Here is a 24,007-nt window from a genome sequence, read left to right on the forward strand (position 1 = left end):
TCACTCCTGGGAAGATTCTGCACCCAACACGGAGGCAATCGCCTGCTCCACACAGCGCTCGTCGCCAGCAAGCAGGGTACGCGGGTCCAGGACCACGGCGTCCTCCTCCACCCGCACCACCACCGGCACGTCCAGGCCAAGGAGCCGCTGGCGCACGGCGTCGGCGCGCAGCTTTGCCGGGAGCACGCGCACCACGAAGGTGGGCAGGTCCTGTTCCGGAAAGGCGCCGCCGCCCACCCGGGACACGGACGGGGCCACCGTCACCTGCGCCCGAGCGCCCAGCCGCTGCCGCAACCGGCGGGCAAGGCGGGTCGCCTGGCGCCGCAAGGTTTCTGGATCCATGAGGATACGCGCCACGGTGGGGATACGCGCCTTGGCCTTCTCCGGGTCCAGATACAGGCGCAAGGTGCCTTCCAAGGCCGCCAGGGTGAGTTTGTCGATGCGCAGCGCCCGCGTGAGCTGATTTTTGCGCAGCCGCTCCACCACCGCTGCGCGGCCGACGATGATGCCCGCCTGGGGGCCGCCCAAGAGCTTGTCCCCGCTCATGGTGACCACGTCCACCCCCGCGGCCACCACCTGCCGGGCCGTAGGCTCCTGACCGAGACCTATGGCGCTGAAATCCATGAGATTGCCGCTTCCCAAATCTTCCACCACCGGCAGGCCGTGCGCATGGCCCAAGGCCACCAATTCCTCGGCCGGCACCTCCTTCACGAAACCCAGCATACGGTAGTTGGAAGTGTGCACCTTCATGATGGCGGCGGTGTCCGGGCCGATGGCCTCCACGTAATCGCGCACATGGGTGCGGTTGGTGGCACCCACTTCCCGCAGGATGGCGCCGCTTTTTTTCATCACCTCCGGGATGCGGAACGAGCCGCCGATCTCCACCAACTGCCCGCGGGAAACGATGACTTCCCGGCCCTTGGCCAGGGTGTCGAGCACCAAGAGCACCGCGGCGGCGTTGTTGTTGACCACCATGGCGGCCTCGGCCCCGGTGAGCCGGCACAACAGCTCTTCCACATGGACGTAGCGGCTGCCGCGCTGGCCGGTGGCGAGGTCGAACTCCAGGTTGGAATACGCCTGAGCGGCCTGCACCACCGCCTGCACCGCCTCTGCGGCCAATACCGAGCGCCCCAGATTGGTGTGCACCACCACCCCCGTGGCGTTGACCACCCGCCGAAGCTTGGGGCGGACCGCCTGGATCACGAAGGCGCGCACCCGCGCAAGCAGACGCTCCAAGGCCAAATCCGCAGGCGAGACCACAGCCCCCTGACGGATCTCTTCGCGCACCAGATCCAAAAAGCGGCCGACGGCCTCACGCACCAGGGCGCGCGGCGCGTCCGCCAGCGCCGCCTCGGCCTCCAGGGCATTCAAAATGCGGTCCACCGCCGGAATCGCCCGAAAAAACACCCCCAGTTCGCTCATAACTCCCCATCCCCCCATTCTCGCACCGGCAGGATCCCACGGCTGGCAAAGTACGCGCCCACCAGATAGAGCGAGCCAAACACCAGGGCGCTTGCTCCCGCAACCTGGCGTACGGCCTCGGCCACGCTTGCCACCGGCCGGCCGTCCACCCTGCGCGCCAGCTCCGCCGCCGGCCACGCCCGCTCCACACCGCAGAGCTCCGGCACCAGCACCCGGCGGCACCGCGCCCGTACCCGGGCAAGTGCGGCGGCGTCCAGTTCCTTGTCCCGCATGGACTGAAATATCCCCCAGGAAAACACCCGACTGCCCAAGGCCTCATCCAGGGCGAGAAGCCCCATGGTGTTGTGCGCACCGTCCACGAGAATATTTCCGTCCTGGTGGAGCCGTCCTGGCCAGCGTGCCCCGGCCACGGCCCGGCGGCAGGCGGCTTCGTCCACAGGCCAAGCCTGCTGCCGCGCAAGGTGCATCCATCCCGCCACGGCCAAGGCGGCATTTTCCACCTGAAAGGACGCCTGCCCCGGCAGCCACGAGGCGTCCACCACAGGCCCGTCCGGCACCGCCACCGCACCCCGGCAAGGGGTGGTCAGCACCCACACCGGCCACGGACTTTGGGCGGCTTTGGCCTGCACCACCTCCAGCACCTGCGGCGCCTGGGGGGCGACAATGGCCGGGCACCGGCCCAAGGCGCCAGCCTTGTCGCGGGCGATATGCACCAAAGTGGGGCCGAGCACGCGCTGGTGGTCCAGCCCCACCGGGGTGAGCAGCACCACGGACGGCGCAAACACGCACGTGGCGTCATAGGTGCCGCCAAGGCCGGCCTCCAGCACCATGACCTCCACCCCCAGGCGCGCAAAACTCCACACCGCCATGAGGGTCACGAGTTCGAAATACGTGAGTCCCAAATCCGCACAGGATTCAAGAACGGCCCGGGCCGCCTCCACCCACATACCCGTGGGGAGCATGCGGCCATCCACCAGGATACGCTCACGCACCTCCACCAGATGCGGGGAGGTATAGAGCCCCACCCGCCGGCCGTGGGCCAGGGCCAGGGCGGCGCAGTAGTTGGCCGTGGAGCCTTTGCCGTTGGTGCCCACCACATGGATCACGGGTGCAGTCTGCCCCAGCCGCAAGCGCGCCACCGCCGTCTCCATGCGGCCCAGGCCCAGATCCATGTGGAACATGCCCAATTGGTCCAAGATTTCCAGGACATCAGCAAAGGTTTCCGGCAAACGCATGGCCGCTGCCATACGGGCAACGCCCGCTGCCGGCAACATCCGCCCCAGAGGATCCCGGGCGTATTTCCGGAAAAAAACCCGCAGCAAGTCCGTTTTCCGGCCACAAGGGCGTTGACAACCACCAGCCTCCTTCCGTAGAGGCGGGCTCTCACGTCGCGTGGGGATGTAGCTCAGCTGGGAGAGCGCCGCGTTCGCAATGCGGAGGTCAGGGGTTCGATCCCCCTCATCTCCACCACCCACGACCACCCGGCCCGCATCCATGCGGGCCTTTTTTGTGCCCCTGCGGCCTCCCCTGGATCAGAACCGCCCTCTTCTCGTGAACCGAGAGCGCCCATAGGCACCCCGCCGCGCCCCCGCCGCGCCGAAGAAGGCCACGGCCCGCACGGGAGCGCCGTCGCCGCCGCGTACGCCAAGCGCCCCCTCACCTCATAACGCGGGTTCCTTGCTCCTGGGGGCATCCTCGCCGAGAAGGACCGGCTTTCCGTCTCTCCAAACCACGGCGTACTGCCCAAGACGCCGCTTTTTTTCCAGCGCCTTGGTAACGGCCTGCTGCAGTGTTTCCCATTGCCGTTGTGCTTCCGGTGATGGATCGTTCTCGTGCGACGTCTTCATCGGCGGGCCTCCTCGAGTAAAAGTCGATAATAGTCATTATGCACAATCTTTCGATATATTCCGTACTGTTCAAAAACCAATACCGGACGCTCTCCATGGTTCATGAAACAGGTGCAGATATCAACACGATGACTGAATTCATCCAGAAGGTTGCGTAGGCTGCGCGGAAAACGACGTTCGATATCAACAGAAGGCACATTGTGCCCACCATGGGCGACCCGTTCAGCAACGCGCATCTTGGACATTTCTATATTCGGTAAAGCAAGATATATGAGTTCGATTCTCCACCAATCCTGATGCAATCGATCAATCAATCGCAGATAGGTACGTCCAGAGAGTGTAGTTGACTTTACATGACTTTATTCAGGAGCTGTCGCGTCAGGAGAAATTATCCGTTTTCCCATCGCTTTTTCAATCAATTGCAGCAAGCGCTGACGCCTGTCCTCGATGAAGTGCTCAAAATCATCCTGACGCAGCAGTTGCGCAGAGAGCGCATGGCTTTCCAATATTGCATCCATTTTCGCATCGCTCAACTGTACCTGCTTTTCATTTTGAATTTGCGGTAGATATTCGGACGGCGCACTTCCCCCGATCTTGCGATTGGCTTTGTAGGAAATGGGGGTTTTGTTGAGAATGGAATCGTATCGCTCTCTGGGGATGCCCTGCGCTTCGCACCACTTTCTTGGAAAGATATGATGAATATCCAGCGCCATCTCATTGGCATCCAGTTCCTGGACGGTAGCCTTCCAGAACCAATCACGCGCCCCTTCACGCAGGACAAGCACGTTGACGCCCTTGTAGGCCGCGCTCAGGCGGGAACGCAGGGTATCCAGGCGCTCCGGCTGGAAAGACGCATCCTGCACCGTCCGGGGAACGGCGCTATCGTCCTCGAACCAGTTCAGCAGCTCTTCGTAATCGTTGGCAATACGGGTCTCGACCGCGCCGCCGTAGAGTTCACCGAGCACACCGCACCAGTACCAGCGGGCCAGTTTGTCGTGGATGCGCGGCTCTAGCCAGTGGTCGCCGATGCGCGCCATGACCGCGGCCAATGGTACGATCTGGGTGCTGTAGGGTAGTTCGCGGCGGTCGTAAATGCACTCCTTGCGCAGGAACTTCGCCGCCAGATTGAAGCCACGTTCGACTTCATCCGCCCAGCGTTGCCAGGCTTCCAGTGGCAACTCCAGCACATCAGCACGCTTGGCGCTGACCGGCCGCACCTGCTTGCCGGTCTTTCCCGCGGCCAGGTCGGCCTTGCGCCGTTCGTGGGTGTGAATGAGCGTCACCGCTTGCAGAAATTCAGGGGCTTCTGTCCCCCGTAGCAACGGCTCTTCTTCCAGCCGTTCCTTGCGGGATGAAACCTTGCGAAGGGTTGAGCCAAACCAGTCGTCGCGCAGGTTATAGCCGTCAGCCGCGTAACTGGCGGTGATCAGTTCAAAGACCGAGAGTTGCACCCCTCCGGTGTTGACCTTTTCGAAAACCAGGCAGACCGCTTCCTTGGAAGTCTCTTTCTTCAATTCGATGATGGGCAGTTGATAGTTTCGGAAAGTGTTGATGAACGTTTTGCGGAATTCCATATACGTCTTCATGTGTTCGGGCGCAACGCTCATCAACGTTTCTTCCCACTCATCCGAATTGATGATTTGATTGCAGGGGAAGTACAACTGCTGGCATTCCAGTTCGCGGGTGGACAGATCGAGCACCACATCGCGGCCGAAATTGGCACGAATTTGCCGGTTTTCGTCCACGGCCACCAGCGCTTCTTCCAAGCGGCTGGGGTTTTCCAGGGCGGCGCGAATGTCGAAGTAGTAATAACGCTGGATCTCTTTGCCCTTGTTGGTGCGGGTCTGCACCGGGCCGGACAAGGCGATGGCCTGGGTGAGCGTGGTCAGGCGCTGTTGGCCGTCAAGGATAAGTTGTTCCGGCTTGACGCCGTTGCTGATGAGGCGCTCCACGCCCTCCACCGGCCGGGTCTGGAAACGCACCTGCCCGCCGTTTTCCAGCAGCATGACCGCACCAATGGGGAACGAGCGGGCCACGCTGATCAGCAAATCCTGGATGTGGTCGTCGTCCCATACCCAGCCGCGCTGGAAATCGGGCAATTGGATCTTGCCGACGGTGATCTCCTTGAGCAAATCAATCAAAGGGGTTTTGGTGCTATCAAAGGTGCTCATGGGGTTTGAACTCCGTTTCGTTGCATCGTATTCTGATGTACAGGAGCCACCAGCCGCACCTTCCCGGTGAGTAGCACCTGCATCATGCCCTGTTTGACCTGGCGGACCTTTTCGCGGCGGGCCTCCAGCGCGGCGATCTCGGCGTCCATGTCCGCCAGCACGGCGGCGATTGCGTGCTGCTCTTGGATATCGGGTAGCAGGATCGTGTACAAATCCCGAATAACGCTTGGATGCGCTTTTAAGGTGTAGTCTGTTTCGAAGGCAAAACTCTCGCCCTTGGCAATGCACGCTTCAATTTGGCCCAAGAAAATACGGCTGGCTGCGGACAGCGCCCGTTCAGGCGCCAATGGAGAGAGCCCAGCGGCAATGAGATCTGCGTTGATGAACCGGACAAACCCCGCCGCCCTCGACAGATACTCCAGCGCGAAAGTGGTTTTTCCCGCACCATTGGGGCCGGCAATAATGCACAGCGTCTTCGCATGGTTGGCGTTCATGTCCACATCCTCTTGCAAATGCTTCGACGCGGCGTGTGCCTTCCCCCGAATATGTGCACGAAGCGCTCCGCAGCGGAACATCTGCCTGCATCACCGCCGATGCTCTCCACCCGCCGCGCCGAAGAAGGCCACGGCCCGCACGGGAGCGCCGTCGCCGCCGCGCACAGGCAGGGGAAAACACGCGAACACCGCCCCTTCTTGCGGCAGCAGATGCAGGGCCGTCAGGTTTTCTACGATCACCATGCCACCTTCGAGCAGCACGCGGTGCACGGGATAGGCGCCATCCGCTCCGCCGTCCATGGGATCCACAGACGGGGTGTCCACGCCGATGCCGGCAAGCCCACACGCGGCCAGCCAGGCCGCAGCCTCCAGATCCAGCACGGGGAAACCCTGAAAATAGGCATCACGTCCCCAGTACCGACTCCAGCCCGTGTGGAGAAGGACAAAACGGCTGCCCAGGATAGCCTGGCGGGAGGGCTCCAGATCCCCAAGGCCGATGGTGCGGCCGACGCAACCGGTGGCGTCCACCACCGCAGCCCTGCCCAGAAACCGCGCCACGGGGAAATCATCCAGTGTCTTGCCGCCCGCCAGCAGGTGGGCAGGCGCGTCCACATGGGTGCCGGTGTGTGTGGTCAGGGTCAGGATCCGCTCGGCAAAGCCGTGTTCCGCAACAAAGCTCACCAGACGCACGGATGGCGGTTGCGTTCCCGGGTACACCGGCATGCCTTCTTCGATGGGGTGCGAAAGATCGACGACGTGCATCCATGCTCCTCCGTCTGCCGCATGCAGCCCGCAACCGCGCGGCATCCACCCCCTACCCGGATCCCCCGGCAAAGTATAGCAAAGCCCCCCTTGCCCCGCGGCCCGTCCTTGCGTAGACCCTGCCCCAAGACATGTCTTTTCTGCCAAGGAGCCCCATGCCCCGCCGCCTTCTCGCCATCGTCTGCGCCCTGCTCTTTCTTGGGTTCACTAAGGCTGGACACGCCCAAGACATCACCACCCGCGACCTCATGCGCCTGCTTGCCACCCACCGGGGCAAAGTGGTGGTGCTCAACTTCTGGGCAACGTGGTGTGGGCCGTGCATGAAAGAGATGCCGGAGCTTGCCCGCCTGCGCGCCGCCTATCCCGGCGGCCGACTGGAGATCATCGGCATCAGTCTCGACTATGACCCGGACGCCCTCGAAGCCTACCTCTCCCACACGCCGCTGCCTTATCCGTCTTTCCGCGACCAGGGCGACGTGGCCGGGACCTTTGGCGTGACGCAAATCCCCCACACCTTCATCCTCAACCCTTCCGGCCGCATCCACACCAGCATCGTTGGCGAAACCGATGCCGTCACCCTGCGCCGGCACATCGACCCGCTTCTTGCGCCATGAATCTGTGGACGGAACTGGCGGAAAAGGCCATCCTCGAAGCCCAGGCCCGCGGGGAGTTCGACAACCTCCCGGGCGCAGGCAAACCCCTGAACCTGGAAGACGACACCTGGGTCCCGGCAGAGCTGCGCATGGCCTACACGGTGCTCAAAAACGCCGGGTTCGTGCCCCCGGAGGTTGCGGAGCAGCGGGAAATCCGCTCGCTCATCGAGTGCCTGGAGCGGGAAAGCGACCCCGCCCGGGCCCTGCGCCAGATACGGCTTTTGGAGGTGCGCATCCTCAAGGCCAAACTCCGAAACCCGCTCCTCACCGAAGAAAACTCCCGCTATTTCGACAAAATCGTCGCCCGCATGACCCTTGCCGGAGACCCTAGATGACCCGACGCGACTCTCTCAAGGCCACCGTGGCCGCCGCCCTGCTGCCGTACTTTGCCACGGCCTGCGCCACCCTTTCTGCAGGAGAACCCCTGGAGACGCCGGAGGCAGACGAAAACGCCACCGCCCCGCTTCCCGAAGTTCCCCTGACCGAAGCGGCGAAGATGCCCTCGGGGGCCATCCGCATCATGCAAAGCCCTGACCCCGAGCCCCTGCTCGCGGAGATCCGCGCCCCGGAATTTGCCCAGCGTCTGGCCCAAGCCACCTACGACTTCGTGGCCACCGCCTACGCCACCGGCAATCTCCCCCTCTGGAAAAAGCCCCTCGCCCAGGTGGATCTCCTTGCGCGCATGCGTCTGGCCGCAGAAGCCATGCTGCCCGCCATCACCGCCAACGCAGGCGTATACCCTGTGGACCCGGCCTGGCTCATGGGACAGATCCTCGCGGAATCCTTTTTCGACGAATTTGCCATCTCCTCTTCCCTGGCGGTGGGCATGTGCCAGTTTATCCGCACCACGGCCAAAGAATACGGCATGGTGTGCGCCGACGCCCCGCTTATCAGCGCCGGGCTGCGAGAGCCCCAGTGGCAGGACGAAGCCCGGCGCGCCGAAACCCTGCGCACCACGGTGCGGGATCTCCGCCGCGCGCACCCAGACCTCTTCGCCCGCCCGGAACAGGGCCTGCGCCAGCTGGTGCGCCTGACCCAACAAAACCCATCTGCCGCCAAACGCACGGCCACAGACTGGCAGCGCATCTGGGACCAGCAAGACGCCCTGCAGGCGGATCTCCAGAGCGCCCGCCGCAATTTCCGCGCCTACCTCGAAGCCAACTTCGAGGGACGTTCCATCTTCAACGCCGAAGACGACGCCTTTCTTGCCGCCTTCGACCAGCGCACCCTGCCGCGCTTCGCCGTGCCTGCCATGGTGCGGATGATGGCCCGGCATCTGCGCGCCCGCGGAGGCAATATCCTCGCCGCCACGGCGGGCTACAACGCAGGGCTTGGCGCCACCGCCTACGAAGCCCCAGGCTACGCCACCTATGGCCGCATCCCGTCCTTTGAAGAGACCGTCAACTACGTCTCCAAAATCGCCATCCACTACCACGGGATCCGCACCCGACTCCACGGATGACTCAAGACCTTGGGCGTCCCTGCCGCCAGCCCAATCGATTTTCGATTTGGCCCTCAATTTGCTGAATCGCTTTTCCCGCGCGGCCACCACGGTCCGCAGGGAGTTTTTTGCATTTTTGCGTAAAAATATCGCTTTTTGCCAAAATTGAAATACATTTTTGCAAAAAGACATCCGTTGAGGGAGACATCTATGTGCCGACTCTTTGCGCTCACCGCAAGCGAGCCCATCTCACCCATGCACGCCATTCGCGCCCTCGATGTCATGCGCGAAGGGCATGATGGCTCTGGAGTAGGGCTCTTTCTCTCGGACTTCAGCGGCCCGCTGGCCGCCTTCAAGGACAAGCCCATCCTCTCGGGCATCTGTACCCGGGAAGGGCTGCGGCGCCTGGACGCCGCCATGGAGGATTGGGGCTTCACCCCGCTGTGGGAGTTGCCCATCACGCCCCAAGGCCCCCGCCCCCGCTGGACCCCGGAGCGGGACGTGTACGTGCTGCGGGTATACGATATGCCCGCGCATCTGGCCGCGCTTGCCCCGCAGGAGCGCGAGCTCGCCTTGGTACGCACCCGCCTTGAGCTGCGCCACATGGGCCTTGAAAACGAAGACATCATCGTGTTTTCCTTCTGGCCTGATGCAGCCATGATCAAGGAGATCGGCGATCCCTTGCAGGTGGGAGAATACCTGGGCGTGGAACGGGACGAACTTCTGTGCCGCACCATCCTGGCCCAAGGCCGGCAGAACACCAACTACGCCATCAATCTCTACGCCTGCCATCCCTTCTTCATCCAAGGGATCTCCACCATGACCAACGGCGAAAACACCGCCTTCGTGCCCATCCGCGATTTCCTCATGAATCAGGGCGTCCCTGGCTACGAAGGCTACAACTCCGATTCCGAGGTCTTCACCCACATCCTCCACTACACCCTCAAGGTCCTGGGCCTGCCGCTCGAAGCGTACAAGCACATCATCACGCCCCTCAAGGACCACGAGCTGGAAAACCACCCCCAAAAGGCGTTTCTTGCCCGCCTCAAGCAGTTGTGCCGCCGCATGATCATCGACGGCCCCAACTGCGTCATCGGCACCATCCCCGGCGGCACCATGTTCATGGTGCAGGACAGCAAGAAGCTGCGGCCCGGCGTGGTGGGCGGCCGACCCGGCCTGTTCGCCTTTTCTTCGGAAATCTGCGGCCTGGACTTCGCCATCCCGGATCGGGACCGCTCCAAAGACGTCCAGCCCATGCACCTCGACACCGTCATCGTTGGCCCCTCGCGCCAGGAGGTAACCGTATGTCGGCAAACACAGCCGCTTCCCCTTCACAGCTGAGCATCAAAGACCTGCCCTGGCAGATCCAGTGGCGGGAAGAACGCTGCACCCTGTGCGGTGCGTGTACCAGCGTCTGCCCGGTAGGCGCCATTCGCCTCGGAGTGTTTCGCAAGCGGGAAATCCTCGCCCACCCGTCGCTCTCCACACGCCCCAAGACCACCTGGTCCATCCGCTACGGCATCCAACAATGCACCGAACCCCACCGCGCCTGTGTGGGCTGCGCCACCTGCACCTTGGTGTGTCCCAACGACGCCATCATGCCCATGCACTCGGACGAAAAGGACAAACTGTGCATGCACCGCAACCAGGGCGGCCAGGCGCGCACCCGCGGGGGCCGGCGCAACAGTAACGAATCGGTCCTCGACCGCATCAAATTCATCCGCATCTCCATGCTCACGGACCCGGCCCTCGATGCCGGCCGGCACGAGTTCGACCTGCGCACCCTGCTCGGTCGGGTGCTCCCGCCCCAGGAAGGTGTGCGCGCCGCCCTGGAAGGGGACTGGGTCCCCCCGGTGCGGGAAATCTACCCACTCATGATTGGGAGTATGTCCTTCGGCGCGCTCTCGCCGAACATGTGGGAAGGACTGCAAATGGGCGTGGCGTACCTCAACGAAGAGCTGGGGATGCCGGTGCGCATCTGCACCGGTGAAGGCGGCGTGCCGCCGCGGCTGCTACGCTCCCGCTTCCTCAAATACGTCATCCTCCAGATCGCCTCGGGGTATTTCGGCTGGGACGAGATCATCCACGCCATCCCGCACATGAAGGAGGACCCCTGCGCCGTGGAGATCAAGTACGGTCAAGGGGCCAAGCCCGGCGACGGGGGGCTCCTCATGTGGCACAAAGTGAACCAGCTCATCGCCGCCATCCGCGGGGTGCCCCCGGGAGTGAGCCTGCCCAGTCCGCCCACCCACCAGACCAAGTACTCCATCGAGGAGGCCGTGGCCAAGATGATCCAGTCCATGAGCATGGCCTGGGGATTTCGTGTGCCGGTGTACCCCAAGATCTCCGGCACCACCACCGCCACCTCGGTGCTCAACAACCTCGCCCGCAACCCGTACGCCGCGGCCCTGGCCATCGACGGCGAAGACGGCGGCACCGGCGCGGCCTACAACGTCTCCATGGACCACATGGGCGCGCCCATCGCCTCCAATATCCGCGACTGCTACCTCAACCTGTGCGCCCTGGGCAAACAGAACGAAATCCCGCTCATCGCCGGCGGCGGCATCGGCAAGAACGGCAATCTGGCGGCCAACGCCGCGGCCCTCATCATGCTGGGCGCCTCGGCGGTGCAGATCGGCAAGTACGCCATGCAGGCCGCGGCCGGGTGTGTGGGGTCGGAGTCCGACCGGTGCAACATCTGCAACATCGGCAAATGCCCCAAGGGCATCACGTCCCAAGACCCGCGCCTCTACCGCCGCCTGGATCCGGAAAAGGTGGCCGAACGCCTGGTGGACCTCTTCGTGAGCTTCGACACCGAGCTCAAGAAGATCGTTGCCCCCTTGGGCCGCTCCACCTCCCTGCCCATCGGCATGTCCGACGCCATCGGCATCAATGACAAAGATGCCGCTGACCGCTTGCAGATCCGCTACGTCGTTTAACGAGGGACATCATGGAACACGTGCACATCTCTGGAAACGAAAACGGCGTCCGCCTGGAGTCCCGCATCCTGGAGGAACGCATCCAACAGGCCGTGACCGCCGGGGCCCGGCGCCTCACCATCGAGGCCTTCGGCCAGCATGGCATCGGCGGGCGGCTTTGGGTCTCGGCCACCGAACCCGTGCAGGTCACGGTCACCGGGCATGCGGGCCAGCGTCTGGGCTCCTTTGGTTTCCCCGGCACCACCATCGAAGTCATGGGCCCGGCCTCGGACGATACCGGCTGGCTCAACGCCGGCGCCCATATCATCGTCCACGGCAACGCCGGCAACGGCACGGCCAATGCCATGGCCCAGGGCAAGCTCTGGGTGGCCGGGCACATCGGCGCCCGCGGCATGACCATGACCAAACACAACCCCCGCTTTGCCCCGCCCGAGCTGTGGGTGCTCGGCGGGGTGGGCGACTATTTCGCCGAATTCATGGCCGGCGGCATCGCCGTGGTGTGCGGCGTGGATGCCCCGGACCCGGAGCAGGTGCTCGGATACCGGCCCTGCGTGGGCATGGTGGGCGGGCGCATCTTCTACCGCGGCCCCGAACAATGGGTGAGCCCGCCGGACGCCAAACATGTGCCCCTGGGCGACGAGGACTGGCAGTGGTTGCGCGCCGGACTTGCGGACTTTCTGGAGCGCATCGGCAGAAGCGATCTGCTGCCCAAGCTTGCCGGTCGTGCGGATTGGCACCTGGTGGTGGCGCGCTCGCCCCAGGAAAAACTCACCAAGAAACGCCGCTCCATGAGCGAATTCCGCGCCCAGGTGTGGGACGGAGAACTGGGCCGCGGCGGACTCATCGGCGACCTCACCACCCTGGACCGCTCCCCCATCGGCTACATCGTCACCGACGAACTCCGGCGCATGGTGCCGGTGTGGGAAAACTGCAAATACCTACCGCCCTGCCAGTCCAGCTGTCCCACGGGCATCCCGGTGCGGGAGCGCTGGGCCTTCATCCGCGCCGGCCGCATGGACGAGGCCGTGAACCTCGCCCTGCGCTTCACCCCCTTCCCGGCCACGGTGTGCGGCTATCTCTGCCCCAACCTGTGCATGCAGGGGTGCACCCGTAACCTGGACCGCATGGCCCCGGTGGACGTGCGGCTCCTCGGCCGGGCGAGCGAGAAGGCCGGCATGCCGGAGCTTCCCCCCATCACCGGGGCCTCGGTGGCCATCGTCGGCGGCGGCCCTGCGGGCATTTCCGCGGCCTGGCAGCTGCGCCTGCTGGGACACAATCCTGTGGTCTACGACCGCGAAGAACAGTTGGGCGGAAAACTCAGCGCCGCCATCCCCGAAAGCCGCATCCCCCGCGCCGTGCTGGAGGCGGAGCTGGCGCGCGCCCGCCAGGTCATCGGTCACGTACAACTGCAAACACCACTGACCCCGGAGGAGTTCCAGTCCATCCGTCAACGCCACGACTTCGTGATCCTGGCCACCGGCGCAAGCATGCCGCGCACCCTGCCGGTACCCGGCAAAGAGCGTCTGATCACGGCCCTGGACTTCCTCAAGGCAGCCAAGCGCGGCGCCGCCCAGGTGGGCCGGCGCGTGGTGATCATCGGCGCCGGCAACGTCGGCTGCGACGTGGCCACCGAGGCGGCCCGCCTGGGGGCCACGGACATCACCCTCATCGACGTGCAAAAACCCGCCTCCTTCGGCAAGGAGCGGGAAGAGGCCGAGCGCGCCGGGGCCCGCTTCCTGTGGCCGTGCTTCACCAAGGAGATCACGGCGGAAGGCGTGCTGCTCACCGACGGTCGGCTGCTGCCTGCGGACACGGTCATCGTGTCCATCGGCGACGCCCCGGATCTCTCGGCCATCCCCGAAGACATCGCCCGCGAACGCGGCTTTGTCACGGTCAACCAGTTCGGCCAGACCACGGACCCGCGGGTCTTCGCCATCGGCGACGTGGTGCGCCTGGGCCTGCTCACCCAGGCCATCGGCGACGGCCGGCGTGTGGCCGAGACCATCGACGGCATCCACCGCGGCACCCGCCCCCTGTCGGACACGGCAGAAATCGCCGACGCCCAGGCCCTGCGCCACGAGGTCATGGACCCCGGAAACCTCCTTTCCGAGACCATCGACACCACGCGCATGCACCTGGCCTACTTCGATCCGCGCCGCGCCAGCTTTGGATCCGTGGAGGAATGCGCAAGCGAGTGCGCCTCCTGCGGCCTGTGCCGGGACTGCGGCACCTGCGAAGCCATCTGCCCACGCGGGGCCATCTCCCGCCAGAGCCTCCCCGACGGCGGTTTTGCCATGGTGAGCGATCCCAAACGCTGCATTGGCTGCGGGTTCTGCGCCGACTCCTGCCCTTGCGGCATCTGGCACATGGTCCCCAATACTCCCATGGGCTAGCGCCCCCAACGGCATCCCTCTGCCCCGGCCAGGAGAGCTTCCTTGCCGGGGCATTTCTTTTTTGGCGCACCTGCCCTAAAGTTTTTGCAGAAGCGACCGATACAGCGCGACAAGAAGGAGCCAAGCCGTGACCATCAGTCCCTTTCTCGTCAAAAACGTGCTGCGCACCTATGACCAGCAGATGGACACCGGTCGGCGCATCTCGCGGCTCAAGAAGTTCATGAGCCAGCGTGACGCGGCCGACAGCGTCTCCATCTCCCAGGAGGCCAAGCGCCGCCTGTTGGTGGAACGGGTGGCACGGGAGATCGTGGACAACCTGGTGGGGTCCACCAGCACCAACCCTGTGGTGCAGGAAATCCGTCAAGCTTTGGACGAAGAATTCGGCCCAGGCTTGGTCTTTCGCTATCCCCCGGACGGCGACGAGTTGGAAATCCTGCGCAAAGACGAAAACGGCACGCCTCGTGCTATGACCAACGGCGAAAAAGACCGGTTCATGCAGCGCTTGTGGCAGATCACCTACCACAAGGTGGATGCAACCATGCTGTAGGAGGCCCTATGGCCATCAAGACCATCACTTCTCCCCTGGCGGGCTATGAAGCCCAGCGCCTCACCCCGGAATTGGAGCGCACCGAGACCACGCGGCACCGCACTCCCACCCCGGAAACCGACCGGGTGTCGCTTTCCGAAGAAGGTCGGCGCAAGGCCGCCGTGCTCATCGCCGCCACCGAGGCGGACGGGGTGCGGGCGCACAAGGTAGCGGCCCTCAAGGCCCAGGTGGCAGCAGGCACCTACGCGCCCAAGAGCGAGGACATCGCCGCCGCCATGGTGCGCCATGACCTCGACCTTTGGGGTTAGCCTACCCGCGCCATCACCGCCGACTCCCCGCCGCAATCACGCAGCAGTACCCGGGTGGGCTGCATGCCCACTTGGGGGACCTGCAGGCCGATACGCTCGCGGACATTGAGGCAGAGCGGCCCCATGAGGTTGAGACTGGTGTCCTCAGGCCGACCCTTGGGGACCGTCACCAGCACCAGCACCACCAGTTCCCGCACGGAGCGTACCTTGAGGATGCGTTCCTCGACGCTGCTCACCTGAATGCGGTACTCCCCGAGAAAGGCAAAGGGATCGGCCACCAAAAACCCCACTTCGGCGCGCTCGAGACTTTGCAGGTACCGAAACGGCGTGCCGGGCTTGAAGTCCACCAGCACGAAATCCCGCAACCGCTCAAAACCGATGAGGCCATGGGGAAAGGTCACCACCGAGGCCGGATCCACGGCCACCTTTCCCACGCGGGAGGCTATGACCCGTGTGTTTCGCTGTTCCATAATGATGCCGCCGCCAAAAGGTCGTGTTCATTGGTTTCCAGGGCGGCCGTGTTGGCCTCCCGCACCTTGAGATAGATCTCCTCCCGAAATACCGGCACCTCCGCCGGGATCTCCAGGCCGAGCCGGACCTGCTGCCCGCGCACCGCCAGTACGGTGATGCGGATATCCTCCCCCAGGATCAGGCTCTCTCCCACTTTCCGCGACAAAATGAGCATGCCTGCTCCTAGAGATAGTTGGCCAGGCTCTGGCGCAGGATGTACGACGAAGACCGCAGCACCGCCTCGTAGGCCATCTGCTGGCTGGTCAAACGGGTCATGAGTTCGGCGATGTCCACGTCCTCCACGCGGCTCAGGCGCTCGGTTTCGTCGAGTTTGAGGCCTGAGAGCACTGTTGCGGCCACTTCCAGGCGATTCTCCCGCGCACCGATGGAAGCCATGCTCACGGACAGGGCGGAACGCGCCTGCTTGATGGCATCCACCGCCCGGCCGCAGCCCTGCTGATCGTTGGTCTCCAGCGCCGCCACCAGCTTGGCCGCCGCCACCAAGAGGTTGTCCGCCCGGTTGGCGTCGGCCGCGGCCGTCACCGCGCCAAAAGCAAACACCCCGCCAAAGATTTCCATGCCCACGTCGTTGAGCCGCACCCGCGCCCCCAAGGCCACGTCCACTTCGTGGCTGGCACTGGTGGGCCGCACCACGAACAGGGCATTCTGCGGCAGTGCCGACTCCCCGCCCGGCCCCGGGGTGAGCCGCACCTCACCGCCAGGAACCGCCAGTACAGGATTGGTCCCATTGGGCGCGCTGTGCCCCGTGGACCACGTCGTTCCGCCGTCGATGCTGTAGGAGTAGCTGATGGTCCCCGCAGCCCCCACCGAGGTGGCGGTATCCACCCGCACGAGCACGTTGGTGGAAAAACTCCCTGCCGCCCACGCGGTAACCGCGGTCCCCAAGGTATCCACACTGGTGGAAGCTGCACGGGCGGTCAGATCCACGCCCGCGAGACTCGTCCCGGACGGCGCCCGCAGACGCACAGCACCGCCCGGGGTCCAGAGCACCGGCGAAAGACCGGTATCCGCGGTCTGAAGGGCGCTCCACGTGGTGCCGCCATCCAAGCTATACCGGTAGGAAACCGCTCCGCCCATGCTGCCTGCAGTGACCTGGATGCGCACGTCCTGGGAAAGGCCGGGCAGGGCGTCCACCTGCAGGGCGGAAGCCGCCGTGGGCTTGGCCGTATAGGTGACGGCCGCCTCGGCCTCCACATCGCCCTGGTACACCGCGGCGGTGGCCACCGTGAGCCAGGTCCCCTGAGACGTCTTGGTGTTGGTGGCAGGGGAAAGGTCCACGGTGAAGCCGTTTTCCAGATGCACCGTCACCCCGTCCAAGTCCACGGTGTGCGGCCAGGTGGCGTCCATGGTCTTGGTGGTCCAATTGACCCCGCCGTCGGTCGTGTAGCGGTAGGTGATGGGGTCGGTGGTCCCCACCGTGGCCTGGGTGCCCGCTGGGCCCACGAATTGCACGAGGATGGTGGCGGGCGGGCTGCCCTCGGCCCGCGCCACTACGGCGCCGTCCTGGTTCAGGACCATGGCGCCTTGGACATAGGCGGTCTCGTCCATCCGGTGCCCGGCAAAGATGGAATTGCCCTCGTAGCGGCTATTGGCCAGGCCCAGGAGCTGCTGGAAGAGCTGCCGGGCCTCGTAGGCCGAGGCGGCCCGATCCTTGGCGGTGAGGGTCCCTGTCGCCCCCTGCTCGGCCAGGGCTTGCAGCCGCGACAAGATGTCGCTCGCCTGCATGGTGACTTCATCGGCCAGTCCCAGCCACCCTTTGGCCGCCTCGATGTTCTTCTCATACTGGCCGATGGCCGCCAAGGAATCGCGGTAGGCAAAGATGCGGGCCGTGCCCACGGGGTCGTCCGAAGGCTTGTTGACACGCTTCTGGGTGGCGGCCTGCTCGTTGAGATCCGCCAGTTTTGCTTGCGTCCGGGCAACGGTGGACAGGAAGTCGCCGTACAGGCTGCGGGTGGTGACGCGCATGCTTCCTCCTTAATTCTTGATGCCCAGAAGGGTCTGGATCATGGCATCGGACGTGGTGATGAGCTTGGCGGCAGCCGCGTAGGCATGCTGGAATTTGATGAGATTGGTCATCTCCTCGTCCAGGTTGACACCCGCCACTTCGTCCTGACGCCGGGCCAGATCGTCAGCCAAGGTCTTGTGGTAGTCCTGATTGAACGACGCGTTGGAGACATCCGCGCCGATCAAGGCCACCAGGCTGGCGTAGTTATCCTGCACCGTCTGCTGCACCGTGCCCTCGAAGGTGGTGGTGAACGCGACTTTTTTGTGCTGCAGGGCTGCCATGGCCAGGGCCGTGGCGTTGTCCCCCACGTTGCGCTCGCCTGCCCCGTTCACATGCCCGGAGGCGATGAGGTCCGGCTCGGCGCTTACGGTCTCATTGACCCGCAGATCCTTGGCCCGGGAGCCGTCAAAAAAGGTATTGATGCCCAGTGCCGCCAAAAGGCCCGTAGCGTCGGCGCCAAAGGCGAAGGTGAAGCCGGAATCGGCCGCCAGACGCAGCCGTCCGTCCACGATGGTGGCAGAGATGCCGTCCACGGCGTCGAAGGCCGCGCGCACGTCTTCCAGGGTGTGCACCGCAGGATCGAAATTCTGCTGCCCGGTGGTTCCCGAATCCAAATCCAGGCCCACGGTTCGCACCAGGGAGCCCGAGTCCGTGTACACGGAAAGCGACAGGTTCCCGGCCGTGAGCTTCTCCCCATAGATGAGGCCGCTATCGGCGCCGCCCAGAGCAACACCGGTATTGCGCACCGCGTTGGTGGCGGTCCAGCCCGTGAGGGGATCCAAGCCCGTACCCTGGGAATGGAGCTGGTTCACCTCCCACACCACGGTCTTCACCAGGGCATCGAGCTTTTCGCTGTACCGCCCCACGTAGAAGTCCCGAAAGGCGCAGATCCCGGCGACACTGCCGCCGGTGATGCGGCTGGCGTCCTCCTGGCCGCTGGGGAAGATGCGCGGGGTGATGTTCATCTTGGAGGACGAGTTCTCGTACCAGTATACCCCCTTGTGGGGCACGATCTCAAAGATGTCTCCGGCCTGGAGGTTTTGCGTCCCGGCCGTAAACCACACGTCGAGCTTGCCGTCCGGCAGGGTGATGCGGTTGGCGTACGCCTGGGCCGAAAAGGTGTCGTTGCCGCTGGCGTCCGCAAGCCAGGTGCGCCCACCGTCCACGGACACCCGAAACTGCGCCGTCCCCAAGGCTCCGCCGGTGACCACCTGCACCAAGTATTCGTGGTCGCTTTGCCCGGAAAACTGGATACTGCCGTCAAAGGCCGCCACATCGGCGATGGCCTGGGGCCCTTCCACCTTGAGCTCGAAATACTCCCCCCGAGAGACCAACGTCTGCCCGGCCTTGGTGGTGATGGTCACGTTGCCGCCGCCGTTATCCAGGTACACGATGTCCATCTTCTCGGCGAGCGTGCGCACCAAGGCGGCGCGCTCATCGCGCAACCCATTGGCATTGATGCTCCCCGGCACCTCAGCCCCCAAAATGGCCACATTGAGCCGGGCGATGTCCCGAAGCAGGCCGTTGATGGTCTCCACGTCGTCTTCCAGGGCCGCATCCGCCTGGGCGCGCATCTGTTCCAGGCGGCTGTCGGCGCCGGTGAGAAAGATCTGCAAGTTCTGGGCATCCGCGAGCAGGGCGGTGCGGACATTGCTGTCGTCGGGCCGGGTGGCGAGCTGCTGCCAATCGGCAAAGAATCGCGCCAGGGCCGTGTTCATGCCCTCGGTATTGGCCTCGTTGAACGCCCCTTCCACATCCTGCAGGCGGGCGCTCAAGGTGTCCCAACGCAAATACTCCGAGGATTTGCCGAGATATTGGAGTTCGATGAACTCATCGAAATCCCGCAGGACCTCGGCGGCCTGCACCCCAGAGCCGATCTGGCCGGGCACGGTGCTGATGTAGAGACCGTCTTCCAGGCGCACCCGCTGCCGGCTGTAGCCTTCGGTATTGGCGTTGGAGATGTTGTTGCCGGTGACCTGGATGGCGCTTTGGCTCGCCAGAAGCGAGCGCTTGCCGATCTCGAACAGACTGGTGATGCCGACCATCACAACCTCCCGTGCACCAAGGCGGCCTCCGGCGCCCGCCGCTGCCACATTCCCCGGGCGGTATAGACATGACTTTCCCGCGGCAGCACGTCACGCTGGATGCGGGCCAGAAGCCCCCTGGTCTGCTGCAGCAGGGCTTCGGCCAAATCCATGTTGATCATGCTCTGGCGCGCGCTCTTCTGCTCCCCTTCCTCCAGGGCCTGCAGCCACTGCGCACACTTGGCCCGCGGGCCGTCTTCCATCTGCGCCATGAGCTCGCTGACCCGCTGGACTCCCATGGGCTCCAGGAGCCGGCGCACCAAGGCGCGTTCCGCAGCGAGTTGCCGCACCAATTCCTGCACCATGAGTTCGACCCCGGCCACGGCCTGGGGAGTGCCGGCGCGCAGCAACCGGTGCTCCTCTTCCAAGAGCATGGCCAAAAGCTGCGCCCCTTTGGCTTGACGGGCGATGCTCTGCACCACGAGCTGTTCCATGACCACTGCCTCCTCTCGGGAAAAAAACACCCGTTCGCCCTTCGGGGATGCAAGGAGACGGCCAAACCATAACCAACTAAAAATCATTGAACAAAATAGAAAACACATCCCATCCGGTTCCCCGCGGTGCGGCACCTTTTTCCGGCCTGCCCCAAGCGCTGCGTTTCCCCGTGGACAGGAGGAGGCCCGCCACCGTACATTGGCGCATCATCCCATTGTGGAGGCATGCCATGTCCATTGCTCGCACCCCGCGCGGCCTGCTGGTGCTGCGCACCCTCGCCATGCCCAAGGACACCAACCCCAGCGGCGACATCTTCGGCGGCTGGATCTTGAGCCAAATGGACATCGCCGGCGGGCTCATGGCCTCGGAAGTGGCCCAGGGCCGGGTGGTGACGGTGAGTGTGGAGAAGATGAGTTTCGATAAGCCCGTGAAGATGGGAGACACCATCTGCATCCACGCCGAATTGGTGCGCGTGGGCCGCTCCTCCCTGGACATCAAGCTGGAGGTCTGGGCCCGGCAATTGGTGGGGGTCTACGAAGCCGAACGCCAGTTGGTGACCGAAGGGGTATTCCGCTACGTGGCGGTGGACGAGGCGCGCCGGCCGCGGGAAGTGCCGGAAAATCCGCACTTCTTTATCCGGAACCCCGATGGCACGGCGACAGTGCGCCCATGTGCTACCACGTAAGCCAAATCCCCTCGCCTGAGGAAAGCGGCGCCGCCGAGGCCGTCTGCGGCCCGTGGGCCGCGTCTGCCTCCGGGCGCAGTGCTGCGTTGGCCCCGGGGGCAAGCGCCTGGGCCTTTTCGCGCACGATGCGCTCTGCCAGGGCGTCCACCGCCGCTGCGCTGGGGTCCGGCTGCGCTGGACCTGGCGAGGACGCTGCACTGGGGGCCGCCCCAGAAGCAGACGCCACCGGGGCGCGCAGCGGGCGCAGCGGCGCCGGCGCGCCATGGCCAGCACGCTCCAGGCGCGTTTGCAGCTGCCGAAAGAGCATGTCCCCAAGGCCGATGCCTCCGGCCTCGGCCATCTTCACTCCCATCTCTTGATCAAACATGGAGATGTAGCTTTCCGATTGGGGGGAGGAGAGCAGCCCGTCCTTGCCCACCCCCTGGCGCATCTGCTTCCACATCTGCGCAAGGAACAGGGCCTCGAAGTCCTGGGTGGCCTTCTTCAACCGCGCCTCGCGCACCTGCGGGGAATCGGGGTCTCGGGAGCCAAGCGCTCGAATATCCGCCATGACGACCTCCTAGAGCACTTCTAGATCCGCGTGCAGGGCGCCCGCGGCCTTGAGCGTGCGGAGAATGGAGATGAGATCCCGGGGCGTGGCGCCGATGGCGTTGAGCCCTTGCACCAAATCCTGCACCGTGGCCCCTTCGAGCATGGTGATGTTGCGTTTTTCCTCACGCGCCCCCACCTGGGTATTGGGCGTCACCACGGTCTGCCCGCCGGAAAAGGCCCCGGGCTGGGATACCTGCGGCTGCTCGGCCACCACAAGTTGAAGGTTTCCGTGGGTCACCGCCACCTTGGACAAGGTCACGTTGGCACCAAAAACCACGGTACCGGTCTTTTCGTCCACCACCACCCGTGCCCGGCTGTCGGGACGGATTTCCACGTTCTCCAGCTCTGCCATGAGGCCCACGATGTTGCCCTGGTAGCGCTCCGGGATGCGCAGCTTCACCGTGGCCGCGTCCTGGGCCGCGGCGTACGGCCCGGCCATGACCTCGTTGAGGGTGTTCACCACCTGTTGGGTGGTGCTGAAATCCTGATCATCCAGATGGATGGTCACGTCTTTTTGCTCGTTGAACTGGAAGGGCACCGGACGCTCCACCACCGCCCCGCCCGGGATGCGCGCCACGGTCACCACGTTCTTGGTGGTCGTGGTCGCCTCGCCTGCGGCGGAAAATCCCCCCACGGTGAGCGGGCCTTGGGACAAGGCATAGACCTGTCCGTCCACGCCCCGCAGCGGGGTCAGCAGCAGGACTCCGCCCAGAAGCGACTGGGCGTCGCCCATGGAAGAAACCGTCACGTCCAGCCGCGAGCCCGGACGCGCCGAGGCCGGCATCTTGGCCGTGACCATGACCGCAGCCACATTTTTCGGCTTGAGCTGGGCACGGTCCACCTTGACGCCCATGGATTCGAGCATGTTGGTCATGGACTGGATGGTGAACTCCGAGCCGCTCTTGTCTCCGGTGCCCGAAAGCCCGACCACCAAGCCGTAGCCCACCAGATCATTGGAGCGCACCCCACTGAAGGAGGCGATATCCTTGAGCCGCGCCCCCCACGCCGGGCCTGCCGCCGTCACACCCAACACGGCGAGCACGATCCACGCGGCGATATTCCTAAAACGGCCACACATGGTCCAAAATCCTTGCCAGCCATCCCGGCCGCTGCTTTTCCGCCAGCACCCCTTCGCCAAAGAATTCGATGCGGGCATCCGCCAAATACGAAGACTCCACGGTGTTGTCCGCAGCGATGTCCCGCGCCCGGACCAAGCCTTCCACAGCCACCAACTGGGTCTCGCCGTTGACGCGCATCTCCCGGGCGCCCATGATTTCCAACACCCCGCCAGGAAGGACCCGCGTCACCCGTGCCGCCACCGTGGCCTTCACCGAACTCTCCCTTTTGGTCTCCCCATCGCCTTCAAAATTGTTGGTGGACCCAGCCTTGACCATGGGGGTGGTGCCCACATCGCCGAGATACGGCAGGGAATCCCGCCCCAAAAAATTACTGACTCCCAGATCGACGGAGCTCTTTTTATCCGCCGTGGTGGACGCCTTGTTCTTGGCCGTGGTGCTGTCCAGGACCTTCACCACCACGATATCCCCCACCCGCCGCGCCCGGGGATCGGCAAACAAGACCGCCGCCCCATCAGGATCGTACAGGGATCCGGGATTTTCCCAGGCAGGCACCGCCGTCTGCGGCTGCGGCTCCAGGCCGCGCCCCACGGAGGGTCGGCGGGAAGGAGTCGCGCACCCCACAACCAGGGTCACAAGTACCAGCATCGTCCCTATGGCTTTCATATGCCCCCCACACGCACCGTGGACTCATCCACCACCCGGGCCTCCACCACACGCTGGCTTTGCAGGTTGCGGACCCGGATCACGCTGCCAACCCCGCCGTCCTCCAAACTCTGGCCAGGGACCGCCAACCGCAGCCGGCCGTTGTCAAAAACCACACGGACCATACGCCCCCGCTCCACCACCGGCACCGGCTCCACCATCTCCGCCAGGATGGGCCTTCCCTGCGGCACCGCGGAGCGCACCCGCACGGCCCCCATGCCCGCGCCGTCCCACACCGGACGCCCCAGGGCCGCCAGATCCATGCGCATGCGCACCACGCTCTGCTCCTGCACCACCTCACCCCGGGAAAGGGACCGCGCCGCGCAGGGCACCTCGGCCCACACCTCGGCAAGCACCACCCCGGAGAGGACATCCCGCACCACACCCGCCTCGTCCACCGCCTCCACGCGCACCGGGATGGAGCCGGAAAGGGCCGACGGCGGCGCCAGGCGGAACCGCACCGGCGCATCAGCAGCGATGAAAAACCATTGCGGCAGCCGCCACTGGGTGATGCGCACCTCCCCGCCCAGAGCAGCCAGATGCGCCCCCAAGGCCTGCTCCAGGGCAGGGCGCAAACGCTCCACCGCCACCACCTGGCCGCCCCGCTGCACCACAATCGCCTCCGGAAAGGCCAGAGGCGGGGCAGGCACCGGAATGCGCCCGGCCACGGCCTGCTGCAGGTCCCGCCCCAAGATGCGCACGCGCCCCCCAATGGCCTGCGGGGCCAAGGCTACCGGTGTCGCTCCCCATCGTTCGAGAAAGGCCATGGCCTCCTCGCCTTCGGCCCGCGCCACATGCGCCAAGGTGATGGCATTGGCCTCGGCAGGCACGCACACGGCCTCGGGGACCACCAGACGCCCTGCCGTGGCCGCCGAGGCTGTCAAGATCATGACGAGGAAAAGCAGCACAGCGCGCATC

25 protein-coding genes and 1 tRNA gene are annotated in these 24,007 nt (G+C 64.8%); 10 read left to right on the plus strand and 16 right to left on the minus strand.

Features of this window, described 5'->3' with window-relative positions; all coding sequences use genetic code 11:
• Both selA and QMF81_RS09430 read right to left on the minus strand, forming a co-directional pair.
• Nucleotides 1-1,413: an L-seryl-tRNA(Sec) selenium transferase gene (gene selA, locus QMF81_RS09425; protein ID WP_281752961.1), complete on the minus strand. Its 1,413-nt coding sequence runs from the start codon at nt 1,411-1,413 to the stop codon at nt 1-3.
• A 5-nt stretch (nt 1,414-1,418) separates the two neighbouring features.
• Nucleotides 1,419-2,669 carry a bifunctional folylpolyglutamate synthase/dihydrofolate synthase gene (locus tag QMF81_RS09430; RefSeq protein WP_281750556.1) on the minus strand — a complete coding sequence of 417 codons (1,251 nt, stop codon included), beginning with the start codon at nt 2,667-2,669 and terminating at the stop codon, nt 1,419-1,421.
• 147 nt (nt 2,670-2,816) lie between these two features.
• Between QMF81_RS09430 and QMF81_RS09435 the strand changes: the two genes are divergently transcribed.
• A tRNA-Ala gene (locus QMF81_RS09435) sits at nt 2,817-2,892 on the plus strand.
• Between the two features lie 191 nt (nt 2,893-3,083).
• Here the strand turns inward: QMF81_RS09435 and QMF81_RS09440 are convergent.
• The 5 genes from QMF81_RS09440 to QMF81_RS09460 form a co-directional block, all read right to left on the minus strand.
• Nucleotides 3,084-3,269, minus strand: a complete 186-nt coding sequence (locus tag QMF81_RS09440; RefSeq protein WP_281750557.1) for a hypothetical protein — start codon at nt 3,267-3,269, stop codon at nt 3,084-3,086.
• Nucleotides 3,266-3,514, minus strand: a complete 249-nt coding sequence (locus tag QMF81_RS09445) for a hypothetical protein (protein ID WP_281750558.1) — start codon at nt 3,512-3,514, stop codon at nt 3,266-3,268. Before QMF81_RS09445 ends, QMF81_RS09440 begins: the two co-directional genes overlap by 4 nt.
• 114 nt (nt 3,515-3,628) lie before the next feature.
• A complete protein-coding gene (locus tag QMF81_RS09450) occupies nt 3,629-5,440 on the minus strand; it encodes a DUF262 domain-containing protein (protein ID WP_281750559.1) in 1,812 nt (603 codons plus the stop codon).
• Nucleotides 5,437-5,934 (minus strand): hypothetical protein, encoded by a 498-nt coding sequence (locus QMF81_RS09455; RefSeq protein WP_281750560.1) that lies wholly within the window; start codon nt 5,932-5,934, stop codon nt 5,437-5,439. Before QMF81_RS09455 ends, QMF81_RS09450 begins: the two co-directional genes overlap by 4 nt.
• A 90-nt stretch (nt 5,935-6,024) precedes the next feature.
• Nucleotides 6,025-6,696 (minus strand): cyclase family protein, encoded by a 672-nt coding sequence (locus QMF81_RS09460; RefSeq protein WP_281750561.1) that lies wholly within the window; start codon nt 6,694-6,696, stop codon nt 6,025-6,027.
• Nucleotides 6,697-6,851: 155 nt separating this feature from the next.
• Here QMF81_RS09460 and QMF81_RS09465 point away from each other — a divergent pair, with 155 nt between their 5' ends.
• From QMF81_RS09465 to flgM, 8 genes are all read left to right on the plus strand, one after another.
• On the plus strand, nt 6,852-7,310 hold the full coding sequence (locus QMF81_RS09465; protein ID WP_281750562.1) for a TlpA disulfide reductase family protein: 459 nt from the start codon (nt 6,852-6,854) through the stop codon (nt 7,308-7,310).
• Nucleotides 7,307-7,684 (plus strand): DnaJ family domain-containing protein, encoded by a 378-nt coding sequence (locus QMF81_RS09470; protein WP_281750563.1) that lies wholly within the window; start codon nt 7,307-7,309, stop codon nt 7,682-7,684. Before QMF81_RS09465 ends, QMF81_RS09470 begins: the two co-directional genes overlap by 4 nt.
• Complete coding sequence (locus QMF81_RS09475) at nt 7,681-8,811, plus strand: transglycosylase SLT domain-containing protein (RefSeq protein WP_281750564.1); 1,131 nt, start codon at nt 7,681-7,683, stop codon at nt 8,809-8,811. The genes QMF81_RS09470 and QMF81_RS09475 overlap by 4 nt, the downstream gene beginning before the upstream one ends.
• A 189-nt stretch (nt 8,812-9,000) precedes the next feature.
• Nucleotides 9,001-10,131, plus strand: coding sequence for a glutamate synthase (locus tag QMF81_RS09480; protein WP_281750565.1), 1,131 nt, complete (start codon nt 9,001-9,003; stop codon nt 10,129-10,131).
• A complete protein-coding gene (locus tag QMF81_RS09485) occupies nt 10,095-11,729 on the plus strand; it encodes a glutamate synthase-related protein (RefSeq protein ID WP_281750566.1) in 1,635 nt (544 codons plus the stop codon). Before QMF81_RS09480 ends, QMF81_RS09485 begins: the two co-directional genes overlap by 37 nt.
• An 11-nt stretch (nt 11,730-11,740) precedes the next feature.
• A complete protein-coding gene (locus QMF81_RS09490) occupies nt 11,741-14,122 on the plus strand; it encodes an FAD-dependent oxidoreductase (RefSeq protein WP_281750567.1) in 2,382 nt (793 codons plus the stop codon).
• Between the two features lie 127 nt (nt 14,123-14,249).
• Nucleotides 14,250-14,669, plus strand: a complete 420-nt coding sequence (locus QMF81_RS09495; RefSeq protein WP_281750568.1) for a DVU0524 family FlgM-associated protein — start codon at nt 14,250-14,252, stop codon at nt 14,667-14,669.
• 8 nt (nt 14,670-14,677) lie between these two features.
• Nucleotides 14,678-14,977 carry a flagellar biosynthesis anti-sigma factor FlgM gene (gene flgM, locus QMF81_RS09500; RefSeq protein WP_281750569.1) on the plus strand — a complete coding sequence of 100 codons (300 nt, stop codon included), beginning with the start codon at nt 14,678-14,680 and terminating at the stop codon, nt 14,975-14,977.
• On the opposite strand, the gene fliW is transcribed toward flgM, so the two are convergent.
• The 5 genes from fliW to flgN are packed head-to-tail and all read right to left on the minus strand — an operon-like array spanning nt 14,974 to nt 20,031.
• Nucleotides 14,974-15,447: a flagellar assembly protein FliW gene (gene fliW, locus QMF81_RS09505; RefSeq protein WP_281750570.1), complete on the minus strand. Its 474-nt coding sequence runs from the start codon at nt 15,445-15,447 to the stop codon at nt 14,974-14,976. The two genes, flgM and fliW, sit on opposite strands and share 4 nt — an antisense overlap.
• A complete protein-coding gene (gene csrA / locus QMF81_RS09510) occupies nt 15,420-15,662 on the minus strand; it encodes a carbon storage regulator CsrA (RefSeq protein WP_281750571.1) in 243 nt (80 codons plus the stop codon). The genes fliW and csrA overlap by 28 nt, the downstream gene beginning before the upstream one ends.
• 8 nt (nt 15,663-15,670) lie before the next feature.
• On the minus strand, nt 15,671-17,473 hold the full coding sequence (flgL, locus tag QMF81_RS09515; protein ID WP_281750572.1) for a flagellar hook-associated protein FlgL: 1,803 nt from the start codon (nt 17,471-17,473) through the stop codon (nt 15,671-15,673).
• 9 nt (nt 17,474-17,482) lie between these two features.
• On the minus strand, nt 17,483-19,558 hold the full coding sequence (gene flgK, locus QMF81_RS09520; RefSeq protein ID WP_281750573.1) for a flagellar hook-associated protein FlgK: 2,076 nt from the start codon (nt 19,556-19,558) through the stop codon (nt 17,483-17,485).
• Nucleotides 19,558-20,031, minus strand: a complete 474-nt coding sequence (flgN, locus tag QMF81_RS09525; RefSeq protein WP_281750574.1) for a flagellar export chaperone FlgN — start codon at nt 20,029-20,031, stop codon at nt 19,558-19,560. Before flgN ends, flgK begins: the two co-directional genes overlap by 1 nt.
• Before the next feature lie 230 nt (nt 20,032-20,261).
• Here flgN and QMF81_RS09530 point away from each other — a divergent pair, with 230 nt between their 5' ends.
• The gene (locus QMF81_RS09530; RefSeq protein ID WP_281750575.1) at nt 20,262-20,717 is read left to right on the plus strand and encodes an acyl-CoA thioesterase; all 456 of its coding nucleotides are present in this window, start codon (nt 20,262-20,264) and stop codon (nt 20,715-20,717) included.
• Here QMF81_RS09530 and QMF81_RS09535 read toward each other — a convergent pair.
• From QMF81_RS09535 to flgA, 4 genes are read right to left on the minus strand one after another with little or no spacing between them, the layout of a single operon-like run.
• Nucleotides 20,707-21,267 (minus strand): rod-binding protein, encoded by a 561-nt coding sequence (locus tag QMF81_RS09535; protein WP_281750576.1) that lies wholly within the window; start codon nt 21,265-21,267, stop codon nt 20,707-20,709. The two genes, QMF81_RS09530 and QMF81_RS09535, sit on opposite strands and share 11 nt — an antisense overlap.
• A gap of 9 nt (nt 21,268-21,276) precedes the next feature.
• Nucleotides 21,277-22,386 carry a flagellar basal body P-ring protein FlgI gene (locus tag QMF81_RS09540; protein WP_281750577.1) on the minus strand — a complete coding sequence of 370 codons (1,110 nt, stop codon included), beginning with the start codon at nt 22,384-22,386 and terminating at the stop codon, nt 21,277-21,279.
• Complete coding sequence (locus QMF81_RS09545) at nt 22,370-23,050, minus strand: flagellar basal body L-ring protein FlgH (protein WP_281750578.1); 681 nt, start codon at nt 23,048-23,050, stop codon at nt 22,370-22,372. The genes QMF81_RS09540 and QMF81_RS09545 overlap by 17 nt, the downstream gene beginning before the upstream one ends.
• Nucleotides 23,047-24,006, minus strand: a complete 960-nt coding sequence (gene flgA, locus QMF81_RS09550; RefSeq protein ID WP_281750579.1) for a flagellar basal body P-ring formation chaperone FlgA — start codon at nt 24,004-24,006, stop codon at nt 23,047-23,049. Before flgA ends, QMF81_RS09545 begins: the two co-directional genes overlap by 4 nt.
• Nucleotide 24,007 lies beyond the last annotated feature (1 nt).

The sequence above is a fragment of the Thermodesulfomicrobium sp. WS genome (genome assembly GCF_027925145.1).
Classification (GTDB): Bacteria; Desulfobacterota; Desulfovibrionia; order Desulfovibrionales; family Desulfomicrobiaceae; genus Thermodesulfomicrobium.

Coding starts and splice junctions, on each gene's coding strand:
- QMF81_RS09430 (WP_281750556.1), bottom strand. CDS start 2,669: ATGGCAGCGGCCATGCGTTTGCCGGAAACCTTTGCTGATGTCCTGGAA.
- QMF81_RS09440 (WP_281750557.1), bottom strand. CDS start 3,269: ATGAAGACGTCGCACGAGAACGATCCATCACCGGAAGCACAACGGCAA.
- QMF81_RS09445 (WP_281750558.1), bottom strand. CDS start 3,514: ATGTCCAAGATGCGCGTTGCTGAACGGGTCGCCCATGGTGGGCACAAT.
- QMF81_RS09450 (WP_281750559.1), bottom strand. CDS start 5,440: ATGAGCACCTTTGATAGCACCAAAACCCCTTTGATTGATTTGCTCAAG.
- QMF81_RS09455 (WP_281750560.1), bottom strand. CDS start 5,934: ATGAACGCCAACCATGCGAAGACGCTGTGCATTATTGCCGGCCCCAAT.
- QMF81_RS09460 (WP_281750561.1), bottom strand. CDS start 6,696: ATGCACGTCGTCGATCTTTCGCACCCCATCGAAGAAGGCATGCCGGTG.
- QMF81_RS09465 (WP_281750562.1), top strand. CDS start 6,852: ATGCCCCGCCGCCTTCTCGCCATCGTCTGCGCCCTGCTCTTTCTTGGG.
- QMF81_RS09470 (WP_281750563.1), top strand. CDS start 7,307: ATGAATCTGTGGACGGAACTGGCGGAAAAGGCCATCCTCGAAGCCCAG.
- QMF81_RS09475 (WP_281750564.1), top strand. CDS start 7,681: ATGACCCGACGCGACTCTCTCAAGGCCACCGTGGCCGCCGCCCTGCTG.
- QMF81_RS09480 (WP_281750565.1), top strand. CDS start 9,001: ATGTGCCGACTCTTTGCGCTCACCGCAAGCGAGCCCATCTCACCCATG.
- QMF81_RS09485 (WP_281750566.1), top strand. CDS start 10,095: ATGTCGGCAAACACAGCCGCTTCCCCTTCACAGCTGAGCATCAAAGAC.
- QMF81_RS09490 (WP_281750567.1), top strand. CDS start 11,741: ATGGAACACGTGCACATCTCTGGAAACGAAAACGGCGTCCGCCTGGAG.
- flgM (WP_281750569.1), top strand. CDS start 14,678: ATGGCCATCAAGACCATCACTTCTCCCCTGGCGGGCTATGAAGCCCAG.
- fliW (WP_281750570.1), bottom strand. CDS start 15,447: ATGGAACAGCGAAACACACGGGTCATAGCCTCCCGCGTGGGAAAGGTG.
- csrA (WP_281750571.1), bottom strand. CDS start 15,662: ATGCTCATTTTGTCGCGGAAAGTGGGAGAGAGCCTGATCCTGGGGGAG.
- flgL (WP_281750572.1), bottom strand. CDS start 17,473: ATGCGCGTCACCACCCGCAGCCTGTACGGCGACTTCCTGTCCACCGTT.
- flgK (WP_281750573.1), bottom strand. CDS start 19,558: ATGGTCGGCATCACCAGTCTGTTCGAGATCGGCAAGCGCTCGCTTCTG.
- flgN (WP_281750574.1), bottom strand. CDS start 20,031: ATGGAACAGCTCGTGGTGCAGAGCATCGCCCGTCAAGCCAAAGGGGCG.
- QMF81_RS09530 (WP_281750575.1), top strand. CDS start 20,262: ATGTCCATTGCTCGCACCCCGCGCGGCCTGCTGGTGCTGCGCACCCTC.
- QMF81_RS09535 (WP_281750576.1), bottom strand. CDS start 21,267: ATGGCGGATATTCGAGCGCTTGGCTCCCGAGACCCCGATTCCCCGCAG.
- QMF81_RS09540 (WP_281750577.1), bottom strand. CDS start 22,386: ATGTGTGGCCGTTTTAGGAATATCGCCGCGTGGATCGTGCTCGCCGTG.
- QMF81_RS09545 (WP_281750578.1), bottom strand. CDS start 23,050: ATGAAAGCCATAGGGACGATGCTGGTACTTGTGACCCTGGTTGTGGGG.
- flgA (WP_281750579.1), bottom strand. CDS start 24,006: ATGCGCGCTGTGCTGCTTTTCCTCGTCATGATCTTGACAGCCTCGGCG.